The sequence below is a fragment of the Limnobacter litoralis genome, assembly GCF_030160455.1.
Taxonomy (GTDB): Bacteria; Pseudomonadota; Gammaproteobacteria; order Burkholderiales; family Burkholderiaceae_B; genus Limnobacter; species Limnobacter litoralis.
Genome location: NZ_BSOJ01000006.1, coordinates 453633 through 469166, shown reverse-complemented (window position 1 = coordinate 469166; position 15534 = coordinate 453633). Strand labels below are relative to the sequence as shown.

At 58.0% G+C, this 15534-nt stretch carries 16 protein-coding genes and 1 pseudogene; 8 read left to right on the top strand and 9 right to left on the bottom strand.

All coding sequences use genetic code 11. The features are described from left to right. Nucleotides 1-5: 5 nt before the first annotated feature. From nudB to QQJ87_RS03745, 5 genes and pseudogenes are all read right to left on the bottom strand, one after another. Nucleotides 6-497 carry a dihydroneopterin triphosphate diphosphatase gene (gene nudB, locus QQJ87_RS03765; protein WP_284280045.1) on the bottom strand — a complete coding sequence of 164 codons (492 nt, stop codon included), beginning with the start codon at nucleotides 495-497 and terminating at the stop codon, nucleotides 6-8. Beyond that, the gene (aspS, locus tag QQJ87_RS03760; protein ID WP_284280044.1) at nucleotides 494-2293 is read right to left on the bottom strand and encodes an aspartate--tRNA ligase; all 1800 of its coding nucleotides are present in this window, start codon (nucleotides 2291-2293) and stop codon (nucleotides 494-496) included. The genes nudB and aspS overlap by 4 nt, the downstream gene beginning before the upstream one ends. Nucleotides 2294-2297: 4 nt before the next feature. Continuing rightward, nucleotides 2298-2924 (bottom strand): DUF502 domain-containing protein, encoded by a 627-nt coding sequence (locus QQJ87_RS03755; protein ID WP_284280042.1) that lies wholly within the window; start codon nucleotides 2922-2924, stop codon nucleotides 2298-2300. A 10-nt stretch (nucleotides 2925-2934) separates the two neighbouring features. Further along, nucleotides 2935-3159, bottom strand: a pseudogene (locus QQJ87_RS03750) (FmdB family zinc ribbon protein); the annotation flags it as partial. A gap of 154 nt (nucleotides 3160-3313) precedes the next feature. After that, nucleotides 3314-4405 carry a fatty acid desaturase gene (locus QQJ87_RS03745; protein ID WP_284280041.1) on the bottom strand — a complete coding sequence of 364 codons (1092 nt, stop codon included), beginning with the start codon at nucleotides 4403-4405 and terminating at the stop codon, nucleotides 3314-3316. 55 nt (nucleotides 4406-4460) lie between these two features. Between QQJ87_RS03745 and QQJ87_RS03740 the strand changes: the two genes are divergently transcribed. Together QQJ87_RS03740 and QQJ87_RS03735 are read left to right on the top strand one after the other, a co-directional pair. Next, a complete protein-coding gene (locus tag QQJ87_RS03740; protein WP_284280039.1) occupies nucleotides 4461-5519 on the top strand; it encodes an AraC family transcriptional regulator in 1059 nt (352 codons plus the stop codon). 108 nt (nucleotides 5520-5627) lie between these two features. After that, complete coding sequence (locus QQJ87_RS03735) at nucleotides 5628-5762, top strand: hypothetical protein (protein ID WP_284280038.1); 135 nt, start codon at nucleotides 5628-5630, stop codon at nucleotides 5760-5762. Nucleotides 5763-5823: 61 nt separating this feature from the next. On the opposite strand, the gene QQJ87_RS03730 is transcribed toward QQJ87_RS03735, so the two are convergent. Both QQJ87_RS03730 and QQJ87_RS03725 read right to left on the bottom strand, forming a co-directional pair. Further along, on the bottom strand, nucleotides 5824-6423 hold the full coding sequence (locus QQJ87_RS03730) for a hypothetical protein (protein ID WP_284280036.1): 600 nt from the start codon (nucleotides 6421-6423) through the stop codon (nucleotides 5824-5826). Nucleotides 6424-6510: 87 nt separating this feature from the next. Beyond that, nucleotides 6511-7173: a fumarylacetoacetate hydrolase family protein gene (locus QQJ87_RS03725; protein WP_284280035.1), complete on the bottom strand. Its 663-nt coding sequence runs from the start codon at nucleotides 7171-7173 to the stop codon at nucleotides 6511-6513. 193 nt (nucleotides 7174-7366) lie between these two features. Between QQJ87_RS03725 and QQJ87_RS03720 the strand changes: the two genes are divergently transcribed. The 6 genes from QQJ87_RS03720 (at nucleotide 7367) to QQJ87_RS03695 (ending at nucleotide 12874) form a co-directional block, all read left to right on the top strand. Continuing rightward, nucleotides 7367-7774 carry a GlcG/HbpS family heme-binding protein gene (locus QQJ87_RS03720; RefSeq protein WP_284280033.1) on the top strand — a complete coding sequence of 136 codons (408 nt, stop codon included), beginning with the start codon at nucleotides 7367-7369 and terminating at the stop codon, nucleotides 7772-7774. Between the two features lie 134 nt (nucleotides 7775-7908). Then, the gene (locus QQJ87_RS03715; protein WP_284280032.1) at nucleotides 7909-8364 is read left to right on the top strand and encodes a MarR family winged helix-turn-helix transcriptional regulator; all 456 of its coding nucleotides are present in this window, start codon (nucleotides 7909-7911) and stop codon (nucleotides 8362-8364) included. Continuing rightward, on the top strand, nucleotides 8361-10343 hold the full coding sequence (locus QQJ87_RS03710) for an FUSC family protein (RefSeq protein WP_284280031.1): 1983 nt from the start codon (nucleotides 8361-8363) through the stop codon (nucleotides 10341-10343). Before QQJ87_RS03715 ends, QQJ87_RS03710 begins: the two co-directional genes overlap by 4 nt. Next, the gene (locus QQJ87_RS03705) at nucleotides 10340-10552 is read left to right on the top strand and encodes a DUF1656 domain-containing protein (RefSeq protein ID WP_284280030.1); all 213 of its coding nucleotides are present in this window, start codon (nucleotides 10340-10342) and stop codon (nucleotides 10550-10552) included. Before QQJ87_RS03710 ends, QQJ87_RS03705 begins: the two co-directional genes overlap by 4 nt. Nucleotides 10553-10559: 7 nt before the next feature. Further along, nucleotides 10560-11441, top strand: coding sequence for an efflux RND transporter periplasmic adaptor subunit (locus QQJ87_RS03700; protein WP_284280028.1), 882 nt, complete (start codon nucleotides 10560-10562; stop codon nucleotides 11439-11441). Continuing rightward, entirely contained in the window at nucleotides 11438-12874 is a 1437-nt protein-coding gene (locus QQJ87_RS03695) for an efflux transporter outer membrane subunit (protein ID WP_284280027.1), read from the top strand. The genes QQJ87_RS03700 and QQJ87_RS03695 overlap by 4 nt, the downstream gene beginning before the upstream one ends. 6 nt (nucleotides 12875-12880) lie before the next feature. Here the strand turns inward: QQJ87_RS03695 and QQJ87_RS03690 are convergent, their stop codons facing one another. Together QQJ87_RS03690 and QQJ87_RS03685 are read right to left on the bottom strand one after the other, a co-directional pair. Then, a complete protein-coding gene (locus QQJ87_RS03690; protein WP_284280026.1) occupies nucleotides 12881-14161 on the bottom strand; it encodes a M20 family metallo-hydrolase in 1281 nt (426 codons plus the stop codon). After that, nucleotides 14158-15453, bottom strand: a complete 1296-nt coding sequence (locus QQJ87_RS03685; RefSeq protein WP_284280025.1) for an amidase — start codon at nucleotides 15451-15453, stop codon at nucleotides 14158-14160. The genes QQJ87_RS03690 and QQJ87_RS03685 overlap by 4 nt, the downstream gene beginning before the upstream one ends. Between the last annotated feature and the right edge of the window lie 81 nt (nucleotides 15454-15534).

Below are 15534 nucleotides of genomic sequence, written 5' to 3'. Positions count from 1 at the left end.
CCCCTTTATATTTTGGCGGCCAGTTCCGCAATGGCCTGGGCGTTGTTCGGTGAAAAACACCTTTCTTGCGCCTCATCGGCGGCAAGCCAGGCGTAGCCGACGTGCTCACGCTCAGCCAGTGTGGGCACAAGGCCCTCAGGCAGGCACACATGGAACCAGTGTTCAGTGTTGTGGGTTACACCTGGCCCGTAACGGTGACGCCAGTGCGGAAAGATTTCGTATTGAATGTGCTTGGGCCAGGGGCGGATCACCAAAGGCTGTTTCAGATCCTCAGCACTCAGATTTTTCAGGTGCGCGGCTTCAGAATCGTCCACCTCGGCCTTAACACCCACTTCCTCAAACAGCTCGCGCTGGGCGGCCAGAATGGGCGGCTCGTTCAGTAAATCAAGGCTGCCGGTCACCGATTGCCAGTAACCGGCTTTGTCTGCGCGTTCAATCAACAAGAACGCGCCGCTGGGGCTGTACATCACCACCAGCACCGAGACGGGGATCTTCAAGCCTTGGCTTCCACCTGACGCAGGCGAATGTGCAGTTCACGCAACTGCTTTTCGTCCACGGGGCTTGGTGCCTGGGTCAGCAAGCACTGCGCACGCTGGGTTTTCGGGAAAGCGATGACGTCGCGAATGCTTTCTGCGCCGCTCATCATGGTGACGATTCGGTCCAGACCGAAGGCCAGGCCACCGTGGGGTGGCGCACCGTATTGCAGGGCGTCCAGCAGGAAGCCGAACTTCTGCGCAGCTTCCTCTTCGGAAATGTTGAGTGCGCGGAACACCTTGCTTTGCACGGCTTCTTTGTGGATACGCACCGAGCCACCGCCCAGTTCCCAACCGTTGAGCACCATGTCGTAGGCTTTGGCCAGACATTTGCCGGGGTTGGTGGTCAGGAAGTCTTCATGACCGTCTTTGGGGCTGGTGAAGGGGTGATGGCAGGCCACCCAGCGGCCGCCTTCTTCGTCAAACTCGAACATGGGGAAGTCGACCACCCAGAGTGGCTCCCACTTGCCCTGCACCAGGCCTTTGGACTGGCCGAATTCACTGTGGCCGACTTTCAGGCGCAGTGCGCCAATCGCATCGTTGACCACTTTGGCTTTGTCGGCACCGAAGAAAATAATGTCGCCATCTTGAGCGCCAGTGCGCTTGAGCAGTTCGTTCAGTGCGGCGTCGTGAATGTTTTTCACGATGGGTGACTGCAAACCGTCGCGGCCTTTGGCCAGTTCGTTGACCTTGATCCAGGCCAAACCTTTGGCACCGTAAATGGCAACAAACTTGGTGTAGTTGTCGATTTCAGAACGTGGAATTTCAGCGCCGCCGGGCACGCGCAGGGCAACCACGCGGCCATTTTCCATGTTGGCGGGGCCAGAGAACACCTTGAAGTCGACGTCTTTCATGATGTCGGTCAGCTCGGTGAATTCCATCTTGACGCGCAGGTCGGGCTTGTCGGACCCAAAGCGGGCCATGGCTTCGCCGTAGGTCATCACAGGGAATTGGGGTGCGAGCTGCTCGCCCAGCGCCTCTTTGAAGACGTTGCGGATCATGTTTTCAAACAGATCGCGAATTTCTTCTTCGTCCAGGAAGGACGTTTCAATGTCCACCTGGGTGAATTCGGGCTGACGGTCGGCGCGCAGGTCTTCGTCGCGGAAGCATTTCACGATTTGGTAGTAGCGGTCGTAACCGGCCACCATCAGCAACTGCTTGAACAGCTGGGGCGACTGGGGCAGCGCAAAAAACTCACCGGCGTGCACGCGGGAAGGCACGAGGTAATCGCGTGCGCCCTCGGGGGTGCTTTTGGTCAGCATCGGGGTTTCAACGTCGATGAAACCCTGGTCGTCGAGGTGACGGCGAATAGTTTTGGTGACGGTGTGGCGCAGCTTCAGATTGTTCTGCATTTGTGGGCGGCGCAGGTCCAGCACGCGGTGGGTTAGGCGTGTGGTTTCAGACAGGTGCTCGTCGTCGAGCTGGAAGGCGGGCGTGACAGACGCATTCAGCACTTCCAGGCTGCGGCACAGCACTTCAACGGCACCGCTTTTCAGGCCCGCGTTTTCAGTGCCGGCCGGGCGCGCACGCACCAGGCCTTGCACGCGCACGCAGAACTCGTTGCGCAGCGTTTCGGCGGTGGCAAACATCTCGGGCACGTCGGGGTCGCACACCACCTGAACCAGGCCCTCGCGGTCGCGTAGGTCGATAAAAATAACCCCACCGTGGTCACGGCGGCGCTGAACCCAGCCACACAGGGAAACGGTCTGGCCCAGGTAGGCCTGCGACACATTGCCGCAGTAATCGGTACGCATTTTCATGGATTTAAGCTTTCTCTTGGAGATTGGGGTTGGAATGGGTTTCAGAATGGGGTGCAACCACGCCCATGGAAACGATGTATTTCAGCGCCTCGTCGACGGTTAAACCGGACGGGCGAAGGTCTTTTTCAGGCACTAGCAACACAAAACCTGCTGTGGGGTTGGGCGCGGTGGGTACAAACACGGACACGGCTGGCCCCTCTACCTGCCCTTCCATCTGGATGGGCAAATCGCCAGTGATAAAGCCGATGCTCCAGCTTTCAGCGTGCGGGTAACGCACCAGCACGGCCTGACGAAAAGCCTGACCCGACGAGGAAAGCAGTGTGTCAGACACCTGCTTGACGCTGCTGTAGATGGAATTGAAAAACGGGATTTTCGACAACACCTGGTTGGAGTAGTGGAAAAACCGCTCGCCTACGATGTTGGCGGCCAACACACCGGTCAGCAACAGAATGGCCAGGGTCAGCAAGGCGCCCACGCCTGGAATGTGCACCCCGAAAATGCGCTCGGTGTGCCATGAATCGGGAAGCAGCAACAGGCTTTGGTCCATGGTGCTGACGATGGACGACAGCACCCAGACTGTGATGACCAGCGGGATCCAGACCAGCAGACCTGCCAACAGGTATTTTTTCATGTCAGTCGAAACCTGAATCGGTTTTGGGCGGCGACGCGGCTGCACCACCACTGCCACCCTTGAAATCGGTGGCGTACCAGCCAGAACCCTTGAGCTGAAACCCTGCAGCCGTTACCTGCTTGCGAAAGGCAGGCTTTCCACAGGAAGGACAATCCACCAAAGGCGCATCGCTAAGCTTCTGCAGCACGTCTTTACTGAAGCCACATGCTTCACAACTGTAGGCATAGATTGGCATTTTCTTGAAACACTCGAAAAAAAGCGGAAAATCAAAGGTTTTAGCCCGCCATTATAAGAGGTAAGCGCCCTGCCCTCAAAACTTTGTGAACAAAAAAACACGCCTGTCTGAGGTGACAGGCGTGCAGGGTGTGCCGGAGTGGATGACGCTGGCCTTAGGCGGCTTGCATCTCCCAGCGGTTTGAGCGCTTGAAGGTGCCCAAGTCGTTGAAGCGAACACCATTTTCACGCATTACTTCGTGTGCACGCTTGGCCGTCATTTGACGGATGTAGAAGGGGTCGCGCACCACAAAATGGTGGATGGCGTGGGTCGAACCAAAGTTGAAGCAGAACAGGTGTGGAATGACAAACCACTTGCTGTTGAGCACCTGGCACTGCTGCACAAAGTTGCCATCTTCAATGTCGCCGAAGTAGTGCATGTTTGAGCTGATGAAGTTGATCGAGAATGAACGCAGCAGGTTGGGGGCGAACACCAGCACGGCAACCGTATTGGCTGTGGCCACCAGTTCAGGCGTGATGAATGAGGGCCATGGCACGGTGTAACCGACCAGCCAGGCAGCGCCCTGAACAATCCAGTATATGGAATACAGGTGCCAGCCCACCCAGAACACGGACGCCAGCGGGAAGTTACCGGCGGCGCCGCGCAACAGGGCCTTCAAACGCAGGTGGCTGGGCACTTTGAAAATGCGCAGCACGATGGAAAGTTCAAGATCCAGCATCATCAACAAACGCAGCGGGGTAAAGCGCTCACCGTTGGTGATCGCACGCTCCTCAAGATCAGTGGCCGTGCCGGAGTGTTTGTGGTGGTGCAGGTGCAAGTGGCGACGCGCCCAGGGGTTGATGGTGCTTGGGCGGCAGATCCACACCAGTGCCATCATCAAGTTGTGCATGAACTTGTTTTTGCGGAAGTACATGTAATGGATCAGGTCGTGTTCCAGCTCGTGCGTGAAGCTGAGGAAAATTGCGATGACCGGAATGGTGACGTACCAGGCCAGTGTGCCCTGCAAATACAACCAGGCGGTGCCCACAACACCGGCAATGGAGGCCAGCAAAATGGCCATGCCGATGAAATCCTGATGCTGAAGGATGGGGTACTTGGCGCGAATGCGGTCGCCCTCGGCCAGCACGGCGGTTTTGATTTTCGCAATGCGCACCTGATCTTCTTTGTTGATCAGGTTCTGCTTGATGCGGGTGTTGGGCTGATCGGCCTGGGTGGCGGTCTTCAACTTATCCGACAAATTAGACATGGGGTCTCCGTTTTGTTATTCACTATGGCTTTAGTATTGCGTGTAAGCACTGGCCATGCATGACACACCACGACAACAACATGACTTTGCACGCCAAATGAACAAACTCGGCAACACCCCCACCGCACTTTCTAGCTGGATGTGGGGGCTGGCTCAGGAACTGATTCAGCGCGGGCTGGACGCCAAAACGCTGTTTGAACAGTGCGGGCTGGACTTCGCCCTGCTGAACCAGCCCGAAGCACGATACACCGTTGCAAAAACCACCGACCTCTGGAACAAAGCTGTTGAACTGACCGGCGACGAGGCCCTTGGGTTGAAGGTGGTCAAACACATTACACCCGCCACCTTTCACGCTGTGGGGCTTTCGGTTTTGGCCAGTGAAAACCTGGAGCAGGCCTTTCAGCGCATGAGCCGCTTTATCGACCTGATTACAGACGCCAGCCAGATGAAGTTGGGCTTTACCGTGCAAGGTGAGTTTGTCGTTGAAATTCTGCTGCGCGAAGGCGCACTGCCCGCCACGCAATCCATCGACGGGTTCATGGCGCTGTTGGCCAATTCAGGCAAAGGCTTGGGCGACCCCACGCTAACGCCACTGCGGGTTGAATTAAAGCGGGCAGCGCCCAGCGCCGATCTTCTACCGGTGTTTGAACGGTATTTTGGTGCACCCGTGCAATACGGCTGCGACCATTTGCGCCTGACCTACACCAAACAGGCCGTGCAAACCCGGCTGAAAGGCGGCAACGCTTTTGTGGCTGAGCACCTGGACCAGGCCAGCCAGGCTGCAATAGACCGCATCAAACCCAGCGCGTCGCTGGCGATGCAGCTTAGCCAGTGGGTGCGTGCGCAACTGGCCACAGGCACACCGGGCATTGAAGACGCGGCCAGCCACCTGAACATGAGCGCCCGCAACCTGCAACGCAAACTGGCAGAAGAAAACACCACGCTGGGCCAGATCATCGACGAGGTGCGGCAAGTGGAGGCGAAAAACCGCTTGAAGTTGACGCAAGACCCCATTTTGAACATTGCGCTGGACCTGGGCTTTTCAGATTCATCGTCGTTTAGCCGGGCGTGCAAGCGTTGGTTTGGCAAAAGCCCGAGTGAACTGCGCCAATAAGACAGGGAAAAGGCTTTACACACCGAGGCCCGCGTCTAAAACTGTGCTTGCGCAGACAAGGGGCAGGGTCAACAATGGGCGCATTACTATCCCATAGGAGACTTCAACATGACACTTTGCCCCATTGCACTGGCCGTAACCTGCAAAGGCTGTCCCGCTTTCAAGATTTGCCCGGCCAAATCCATTCTGGGCGATCAGCCCAAGCAGGCCGATAAAAAAGAAGAGTCCAAGAAAAAAAGCTGACACCTGAAATACTGGCTGAGTCCTCGGCTACCTTGCAAAGGCCGAGGACATTAACCCACTTTTATCTTCTCGCGTTTATCATTAGCGCGTTGGCACTGGCAATGAGAAGGTCGGCATTAAGATCATCGATCTCTCGCTGTCCACGGGACCGAACACCATTCAAGATCACAACGTCTGATTTCAATTGATCTCGGTCAACTCCCTCTACCAAGCTACTTAGTCGATTTGCGATCTTGTCCCTTTCCTTGGCAGTGAATCGAGCCTTGTGCTCATAGGGAACAAAACACATCGACCACGATCCCTTCTTCATCAATTTGTCTTGGTGTTGAGTCATGAATTCGGCCTCTCTTGCAATGCCTTGCGCATTCTTGCCAATGCGCTTGAATTCATCTTTCACTTCCTTGGCGCAGTTAATTATCACGTCGATGGGGACAGCAAACGTACCCGATCCATCGCCAATCCTTTGACATCCACTTTTGTGCATACTAATTAAAGACGCCTTGATTTCTCGTGCACCTTGGGCAGAGGCAAATGCGGATACTGCCAAGCCTTCAGCTGCACGATTTAAATTGACTAGATCAGCGCGAGTTTGGTAGTAGCTGCCGCGAACGTCGCGTGAAAGGTGATTGGTTGAAACGGCTTGAGAAACTGAACCAGTCATAGAAAAAGCTCCTTAAATGAACAAAAGGAGCTCTTAGTAAACAGTTCAACCAGAAAGTTTCCTGACAGGCTTGATCTGTACTGTTGGTTAGACAGCGACCTTAAAATTAGCCCGCAGGTGGTCCCCGCTGGTCAGCACCAGCTCATCCCCACTGTTCAATGGCCCCACCCCTTCTGGCGTGCCGGTAAAAATGAGGTCGCCCGCCTGCAAGGTGAACACAGTGCTGAGGTAGTGAATGATGAAAGGAATCGGGAACAGCATTTTGCGCACATCGCCATGCTGCTTCAACTCGCCGTTTTTGTGCATGCTGAACTCAAACAATTCAGGCGACTTCACTTCACTGGCTGCGATGAATTCGGACACACAAGCGGCACCGTCAAAGCCTTTGGCGGGTGTCCAGGGCAGGCCACCGGCTTTGCATTTGCTTTGAATGTCGCGCGCGGTCAAATCCAGGCCAAGGCCATAGGCCTCGATGTGACCCAAGGCGTCCAGCTCTTCAATGTTTTTGCCGCCCTTGCCAATCAACAACACCAATTCGGTCTCATAGTGCACATCGTTGGAAAACGTGGGCAGCACAATCGGTGAGGGTTCATGCAACAAAGCAGAAGTGGGCTTCAGGAACACAATGGGGTCTTCTTCCGGTCGATTGCCCAGCTCCGCAATGTGGGCTGCGTAATTGCGGCCAATGCAGAAAATATTGCCAACCGAGCGGGCCTGGCGAGTGGGTCGGTGGATGATGACTTCAGCCATTGAGAATCCCCTTTTGCTGTGTTGTTGTAATCCTCCAGCCTAATCCTGTTCAGGCAAAAGGCGTATGAGGGAAAATCCGGTCTGTTGCAGACGGGTACTGCGCGACTGGGGTCGGCCCTAAGTGCCAACGGCGCGGCCAAAGGGTATGGTAAGGTCCTGTTTCAAATAACCCATGCCATAGGCCACATTACCCATGAACACCAAACCCTACCTTTCACAAGCCGAAGTACAAACCATTCTGGCGGCCGCCCGCAAAGAAGCCCAGCAAAACAGCTGGGCGGTTACCATTGCCGTGGTGGACGACGGTGGGCACTTGCTCGGCCTGGAACGACTGGACAACGCCAACACCATCAGCGCTTACATTGCCCCTGAAAAAGCACGCACAGCCGCATTGGGCAAGCGTGAATCCAAGGTGTATGAAGACGTGATCAACAATGGCCGTGTGTCATTTTTGTCAGTGCCCGTGTTGCAAGCCACGCTGGAAGGTGGCGTGCCCGTGCTGGTCAACGGCCAGTGCGTGGGCGCGGTGGGTGTGTCTGGCGTGCAAAGCAACCAGGACGCTCAAATTGCCAATGCAGGCATTGCTGCACTGGGCCTGTAATAGCGAAAGCAGCCCGCTGCTGTTGCAAAAACCCCGCCACGGTGCGGGGTTTTTTATTGGGCAATTGTTTTATATTGTTGCTTTAGCAATTGTTTTAAAATAAACTGTAGCCATTGCAACGTTAAAGCATGGCCATGAAAAACGATCCCGCAGCACTGTACGCACTCACCAACTCCATCCAGCCCTTGCGCAGGGCCTGGCTGCAGGCTGTTTCAAACACGCTGGGGCAATCGGGCATTTCCAATTCACTGGCCACGGCCGTCTTGCTGGTGTCACGCCGACCTGAAGGCACGCAACAAAACACACTGGCCGAAGACATTGGCATCAACCCGGGGGCGCTGGTGCGCACGCTGGATCAAGGTGAGGCCGCAGGCCTTCTGGAGCGGCGTGAGGTCAAGGGCAACCGCCGCGTCAAAGAAATTCACCTTCTGCCCAAGGGCAAAGCGCTGGCGCAGCAGATGGAGCAACGGCTCAGCGAACTGCGAGCCCAATTGCTGGGCGATTTGCCCGCCGCGCAAATTGAACAAACCACCGCCACCCTGCGCCTGTTTGAAGAGCGCATCAACCAGTACCTGCGGGGCAAAAATTGATTCGCCTGCAACGCCATCAGTGGATATTTGCGGGCAAGCTGTTTGTGGCTGCCATGCTGGCCTTTGCGCTGGCGGTTCATCTGGGTCTGCCGCAGCCCTACTGGTCGTTGGTCACCTGCGGCGTGGTGATGAATCCGCTTTCAGGCGCCATTCGATCCAAAGCCGTGTACCGGTTTGCTGGCACTTTCTGCGCGGGCATTACCGCCCTGTTCTTGACCAGCCTGTTTGCCAGCACGCCCTACCTTTTGCTGGCCGCCAGCGGGCTGGCTGCCGCAACAGCCTATGCGTTTTGTGCGATGGAACGCACCCCCCGCAGTTATGGCTTTCAGCTGTACGCCATCACCATGATGCTGTTGACCGTGGCCGGGATTGACCACCCCGAGCGAATTTTCGACACCACGCTGGCCAGGGTGACCGAGATCAGTCTGGGCATCATCGTGACCACACTGGTGGACAGCGCACTGTTTCCCGCCTCGATGAAGTTGACCTTGCGGGGCAGCCTGCGCCGCTGGCTAAACGACATCAACGCGTGGATGCTGGATGTGTTTTCTGCGCAGGCGCGCGAGGCGGGTGTTGAACACGACCGCCTGAAAACATTGGCTGACATTCGGGCGCTGTCGCAGTTGACCGTGCAGTTGCGTTACGACCCGCAAATCAGCGCGGGCGAGTTGAAACACGCCTTGGCCATTCAACACCGCCTGCTGCGGCTGGCCCCAGTGTTGTCGGCCATTCATGCCCGCGTGCATGGCATGACCGAACGCGAACGCGATGCCATTTTGCCGGTGTTTGAACCCTTGCAAAAGGCCACCCAAAACCACGAGGCCTTTGACGAAGGCACCCTAAACGCCATTCGGGAATTGCCCAAGGCGCTGCACATTGAGGCCCCGTGGCAGCAACTGTTGCACGACAACCTGGCCGACCTGGTCGAAGAGGCGGGGCGGATTTGGGCAGAAATTGGCGCCATCGACGAATCGCTGGAGCAGCGCAAAGCGCTGCCCCCCGCACTGCGCGACAGCGTAGACAGAACCGTGGCCGCACCACTGCCACCCGACTTTGGTCTGGCTGCGCAATCCTTCCTGGTGCTGCTGGGCACCTTCGCCCTGTTGTGTGGTGTGTGGAAACTGACCGGTTGGACGCAAGGCGCAGGCGCCGTGCTGCTGGGCGTGGTCACGCTGACCTTTTACGGCACCAGCGACGAACCTGGCCCGGCAGTGGCGCAGTTTGGCCGCATGGGCCTGTTCGCGATGTTTGCCGGGGGTGTGTTTTGCTATGGCTTGCTGCCCATGGCGGCCGACTACCCCACCTTTTTGCTGGCCATGGCGCTGTTTCTGGTGCCGCTGGGTTTGTGGAGCACAGTCAACCCGGGTGCGGTGCTGGTGATCATTCTAGGACTCAGCTCCATCAACCTGCAGGGGCAATATGCGCCGCCCGAATTCTCGACCTATGTAGAAGGTTCGCTGGAAGGCTTGTTCGGCATCTACATGGGCTTTCTGGGCGCCAGCATTTTCCGAAGCACAGGCATACGCGCCGCGCTGCAGCGCTTTATTCAGCAGGAAACAGGCGAGATCATTGCGCTGACCCAGGAATCTACGCACGAACTGCGCGAAGCGTACATGAACCGCGCGATGGACCGGATTTCATCCATGACGACCCGACTGGCAGCCGCCGGTGAGGTGCAGCGCAGTGTGACGTTGCTGACACGCCTTCGCCTGGGCCTGAACATTGCCAACCTGAAGATGTTGAGCCTGAACAGCTCGATGGCGATGCGTGCGCACATTGAGGATTTGCTGAACACCCTGCGCCAGGAATTGAGTCGCCCAACCCCTTCGGACAGCCTGCTGGTGAAAATTGACCAAGCCCTGCGAACCGCCTGGCATGAGGGTCAGCGACAGTCGCACCGCGCCACCGTGCCCGGCTCACTGGTGGGGCTGCGTGTGGCCCTGTTTGAAAACGCCCCTGAATGGAGACCCAACCCATGATCACGGAATTGAATCTGGCGGGGGTGTTCATGTCGCCCCTGGTGCTGTGCATCGCGATTGCATTTGCGGCCCGACTTGGCATTTCCTGGGTGCTGCAAAAAACCGGCTTTTACGAGTGGGTCTGGCAACGCCCCCTGTTTGACACCGCCCTGTTTCTGGTTCTGACCGGCCTTGTTTTTTCACTCGGCTTTGGTCCCTTAATACACTGAGTTCATCATGACCCAACCCAAACAAACCGCCAACCTGATTGTTCGTTACAGCATTACCCTGCTGCTGGTGCTGGCCGCAGCCGCCGTGGTGTGGCACCTGTACGATTACTACACCTACGCGCCACAAACCCGCGACGGCAAAATTCGCGCCGACGTGGTGGCTGTGGCAGCCGATGTGTCTGGCCGGGTGGACGCGGTGCATGTGAAAGACAACCAGATCGTCCACAAAGGCGATGTGCTGTTTACCGTGGACCGTGCGCGCCTGCATTCTGCAGTGGAACTGGCCCAGGCGCAGGTGGCCACAGCGCAAGCGGCCCTGCGCGCCGCCCAGCGTGAAAACACGCGATACGCAGAATTGAAAGGTGTGGTGTCAGCCCAGCAGGTGGACACCCGTCAGTCTGCCTTTGAAGAGGCGCAGGCCCAATACAAACTGGCCATTGCCAACCGCGACCTGGCTGAATTGAACCTGAGCCGCACCGACGTGGTGGCCCCAGTCAACGGGGTGGTAACCAACCTGACCCTTCGGCCAGGGGCCTACGCGGCTGCAGGTCAGCCCATGCTGGCCATCGTCGACAGCGACAGCTTTTACATCGACGGCTACTTTGAAGAAACCAAGCTGAGTCACATTCACCAAGGCGACGCTGCCATCATCAAAGTGATGGGCGAGAGCAAAGACATTGAAGGCCACGTGGCCAGCCTGTCTGCCGGCATTGACGACCGCGAACGCAGCTCGGCTGCGGGCACCATGCTGGCCAACGTGAACCCGACCTTCAGCTGGATTCGCCTGGCGCAGCGGGTACCCGTGCGCGTGGCCATCGACAAAGTGCCCAAGGGTTTGAACCTGATCGCAGGCCGCACTGCCAGCGTGATTTTAAGGGGTGCGCAATGAATGCATTGCTTCAAACAGCCATTCGGCGGGCCACCCCTTGTGTGGGCGTGGCCGTGTTGTCGGCAACGCTGGCGGCCTGTTCCACAGTAGGGCCCAATTACACCGCACCCACCACACCCGCGCCCACCTTGCAAACCGCTGGCAATTCAAAGGTGAGTTCTACCCCGCTGCCCGCGCAATGGTGGAAACTGTATAACAACCCGAAGCTGAACGCCTGGATCAACGAGGCCTTGCAAGCCAACCGGCAACTGCAGGTGGCCCAGGCCAACCTGGAACGGGCGCAGGCGCTTGAACAGGGTGTACAGGCATCCACTGGCGTGCAAACCACCCTGACCGGCGGCGCGACAGTGGGCCAAACCAGCAACCTCGGTTTGGGCCATGCTGCGGGCGCGCACACCACCTTCGATGGGGGCTTGGGCGTGTCGTATGAAGTGGATGCCGTGGGCAGAATCAAACGGCTGCTGGAGGCATCAGCCGCCAGCACCGAAGCACAGGCTGCTGCAACCGACCTGGTCAAAATCACTGTGGTGGCCAATACGGTGGGGGCGTACAGCGACGCCTGCAGTTTCGGGGCGCGGCTGAATGTGGCCAAGCGCCTGATTCAGCTTCAAGAAAACAACCTGGCACTGTTGCAACGCGGCGTGCAGGGTGGCATTTACAGCGAACTGGATTTGACGCGCAGCCAGGCGCTGCTGGCGCAGTTGAAATCGGCTGTGCCCGTGCTGGAAAGCGGACAGACGGCTGCGCTTTACCAATTGGCTGTGCTGATGGGCAAACAGCCGGAGCAATACCCGCCAGAGGCCGCCCAATGCGACACCCCATTGGATGTAAAGGCGGCACTGCCCGTGGGCGACGGCACCGCACTGATTGCGCGTCGGCCCGATATTCGACAGGCCGAACGACTGTTGGCCGCCAGCACCGCCAACCTGGGCGTGGCCACAGCCGACCTTTATCCACGTGTCACCTTGGGTGCAAGCGTGGGCAGCACAGCACGCCAGTTCAGTCAGCTTTCTGAGAATTCTGCGGTGCGTTTCAGCGTGGGGCCTTTGATGTCATGGCAGTTTCCGAACACTGCTGTGGTGCGTGCCAACATTGCGGCCAGCAACGCCCAAGCCAAAGGCGCACTGGCCCAGTTCGACGCCACTGTGTTGAATGCGCTGCGTGAAACAGACACCGCTTTGAACAGCTACGCCAAAGACCTGGATGAACACCAGCAATTGCAGATTGCACTGGATGAAAGCCGAAAGGCCACCGAACAGGAAAACCGCTTGTTCAAGGGCGGGCTCGCCTCAGGGCTGGAGTTGCTGGACGTGCAGCGCAGCCTGGCCACGGCCGAAAATGCACTGGCCGTGTCAGAGGGGAAGTTGTCTTCAGACCGAATTCGCCTGTTTCTGGCGTTGGGTGGGGGCTGGGAACCGACTCAGCACCCCTGAGCCGACTCATTCACAGGCAAGCGCCACAACGGTGTAGGCCAGCGCTTGCACCCCCAACACGAGGTCTTTTAAATCGGTCTCCTCGGCGGCGTTGTGGCTGATTCCATTGACGCTGGGTACGAAAATCATGGCTGTTGGGCAATGGTCTGCCAGGTACATGGCGTCGTGAAAGGCACCCGATGTGAGCCGCATGGGCGGGTGGCAACCGGACTTGCCTGACGCGCGGGTGCAGCCCTTTTCAATGACTTGCAACATGCCCTCTGGAAAGTAAGTGGGCGCGCGGTGAAAGAACTTGCTGACCACCGCTGCCTCACTCTCGCCACTGTGTTTTTTGCAAGCGGCATACAGGGCTTGTTCGGCGGCATCCAGTTCACTGTCGTCCAGGCTGCGCATGTCGACGGTGAATTCGACACGGCCGGGGATGGTGTTGACAGAATTGGGCTCCACCTGCCAACGGCCCAGGGTCATTCTGAGTTCCGGGGTGCCCGGCGCTGTGGCTGTTCGGGGTGCCAGGGCATAGAGTTCGTTGGCGATGGCATTGGCGATCACCATGGCGTCGCGGCGCACACCCATGGGCGTGGTGCCTGCATGCGCCATGGTGCCAGTGCACTGCACGGTAAACCAACGCACCGCCTGAATGCCGCTGACAACGCCTAGGGGGGTGCCTGCACTTTCAAGCACTGGGCCCTGCTCAATGTGAAGTTCCACACAGGCCGCCATGGGTCGAGCCATGGCAACACGGGGTACATCCGCGCATTCGGCCAGCGCTTCGTCTAGCGCGTTGCCGAAGCGAATGCCTTGTGGGTCGACAGATTGGCGGTATTCAGCAAGACGATCCGGTTGTACGAATGCGCTGGAGCCCATGGCCCCAGGCCCAAAACGGCTGCCTTCTTCGTTCGTCCAGGAGACCACTTCAATGGGGCGCTCGGTTTGCACGCCAGCCTCGTTCAATGCCGCAATCACTTCAAGCCCCGCAAGCACGCCGTAGGCCCCGTCGTATTTGCCACCCACAGGTTGGGTGTCAGCGTGGCTTCCGGTTAATACCGGGGGCAGGTTTTGCAGGCCTTCACGACGGAAAAACAGATTGCCACAATCGTCGATGGACACTGTGCAACCCAGACTGCGGGCGTAGTCAATCAGATACCGGCGTGAAGCCTTGTCGATGTCGGTCAGTGTTTCGCGGGAAACGCCACCATCGGATCGGCCACCGAATTGGGCCAATTCAACCAGCGTGCGATTCAATCGGTCTTTGCTGACGTGGTCTTGTGCAAGTTCTGCAATGTTCACAACAAATTCTCCAAGTGATGCGCCACGGCCAATACACGAATGTCCGCATAGCGGGCACCGGTGACTGTGACGCCGACGGGCAGGTTGTACGCCCCAAGGCCGGTGGGTAGGTGCACACAGGGCGTACCCAGCAAAGTCCACATGCGGCAAAAAATGGGGTCGCCGGTGGCCTCCAGACCAACGGGGGCCACCCCTTCGGTGCTGGGTGCGATCAGGGCATCAAAACCTGCCACTGCGCATTGAAATGCGGTTCGAGCCTCTTCAGCCAAAGCCAGAGCCGCACGAAAACGCACCGCGCCCACAGCCTGCCCGGCCTGTAGAAAACGCGCAAACGCTGGACTGAAACCCGAGGGATTGCTTTGTGCCTCTGCCTCAAAAGCCGCTGCGGCTTCAAACGCCATGATGTCAATTTGCGCCTGAGTCAGCCCTTCGCAGGCCGTCGGTAATTCAAATTCATGCACCTGCACACCCTGCTTTTGAAGGGTCTGCACGGCCACTTGAACGGCAGCCCGTGTGTCCTCATCGGCTCGCTGCCAATGCGGCGTTCTACACACCCCCACTTTCAAAGACCCGATCGCCGGCTGTTGTGCGGCTTCCATGAGTGCAGGGTCACTCATCAAGGCACCCGCCGTGTAAGCCGCATCGTCCACAGTACGGGCAAACACACCCACGGTGTCCAGGCTGGGCGACAAGGGCTTGATGCCTGCCAGCGGCAACAAACCGTGCGTGGGTTTGTAACCAACCACTCCACAATAGGCTGCAGGCCGAACAATTGAACCGGCGGTTTGGGTACCGAGCGCCACTGGCACCATGCCCGCAGCCACGGCGGCAGCGGAACCGCTGGAGGATCCGCCGGGCGTGTGATTTGCGCCGGCCGGTGACCGCGGATTGCGGGTTTTGCCAGGATGAAAGGTGGCAAATTCAGTGGTAACCGTTTTACCGGGAAACACGGCGCCCAGTGACCGGGCCTTGGCCACCACCGCCGCATCCAGTTTTGGGCGATGACCTGCGTAAATGGGCGAACCGTACTCCGTGGGCATGTCGGCTGTGTCCATCAGGTCTTTGATACCCAGGGGCACGCCTGCCAATCCACCTTTTGGTTGATTGCTGGTATCCAGTAAACGGGCAGTGCCAAGGGCTGCCTGCGCAGCCAGATGCTGCCATGCCCGCACGTCCGGGTCACGCTCAGCAAGTGTGGCCAGACAACTGAGCATCAAGGCCTCGGCGCTTAGCCGACCACTTGAGATTTGCAGCGCTGTGTCACGGACAGAAAGGTTTATGGGGTGGGTCATTGTTGACTTGCTCAATCCAGTTGCTTAAGCGTACTGCAAATGCCGCTGCGTGACAGTTCTGGATGACCCTGAGACAAGCTG

What these genes read in the sequence shown, in the direction of transcription:
- QQJ87_RS03725 (WP_284280035.1), bottom strand. Translation starts at nt 7,173, where the DNA reads ATGGCTGAAGTCATCATCCACCGACCCACTCGCCAGGCCCGCTCGGTT.
- aspS (WP_284280044.1), bottom strand. Translation starts at nt 2,293, where the DNA reads ATGAAAATGCGTACCGATTACTGCGGCAATGTGTCGCAGGCCTACCTG.
- QQJ87_RS03740 (WP_284280039.1), top strand. Translation starts at nt 4,461, where the DNA reads ATGCATGACACACCACGACAACAACATGACTTTGCACGCCAAATGAAC.
- QQJ87_RS03755 (WP_284280042.1), bottom strand. Translation starts at nt 2,924, where the DNA reads ATGAAAAAATACCTGTTGGCAGGTCTGCTGGTCTGGATCCCGCTGGTC.
- QQJ87_RS03695 (WP_284280027.1), top strand. Translation starts at nt 11,438, where the DNA reads ATGAATGCATTGCTTCAAACAGCCATTCGGCGGGCCACCCCTTGTGTG.
- QQJ87_RS03715 (WP_284280032.1), top strand. Translation starts at nt 7,909, where the DNA reads ATGAAAAACGATCCCGCAGCACTGTACGCACTCACCAACTCCATCCAG.
- QQJ87_RS03700 (WP_284280028.1), top strand. Translation starts at nt 10,560, where the DNA reads ATGACCCAACCCAAACAAACCGCCAACCTGATTGTTCGTTACAGCATT.
- QQJ87_RS03735 (WP_284280038.1), top strand. Translation starts at nt 5,628, where the DNA reads ATGACACTTTGCCCCATTGCACTGGCCGTAACCTGCAAAGGCTGTCCC.
- QQJ87_RS03730 (WP_284280036.1), bottom strand. Translation starts at nt 6,423, where the DNA reads ATGACTGGTTCAGTTTCTCAAGCCGTTTCAACCAATCACCTTTCACGC.
- QQJ87_RS03720 (WP_284280033.1), top strand. Translation starts at nt 7,367, where the DNA reads ATGAACACCAAACCCTACCTTTCACAAGCCGAAGTACAAACCATTCTG.
- QQJ87_RS03705 (WP_284280030.1), top strand. Translation starts at nt 10,340, where the DNA reads ATGATCACGGAATTGAATCTGGCGGGGGTGTTCATGTCGCCCCTGGTG.
- QQJ87_RS03745 (WP_284280041.1), bottom strand. Translation starts at nt 4,405, where the DNA reads ATGTCTAATTTGTCGGATAAGTTGAAGACCGCCACCCAGGCCGATCAG.
- QQJ87_RS03685 (WP_284280025.1), bottom strand. Translation starts at nt 15,453, where the DNA reads ATGACCCACCCCATAAACCTTTCTGTCCGTGACACAGCGCTGCAAATC.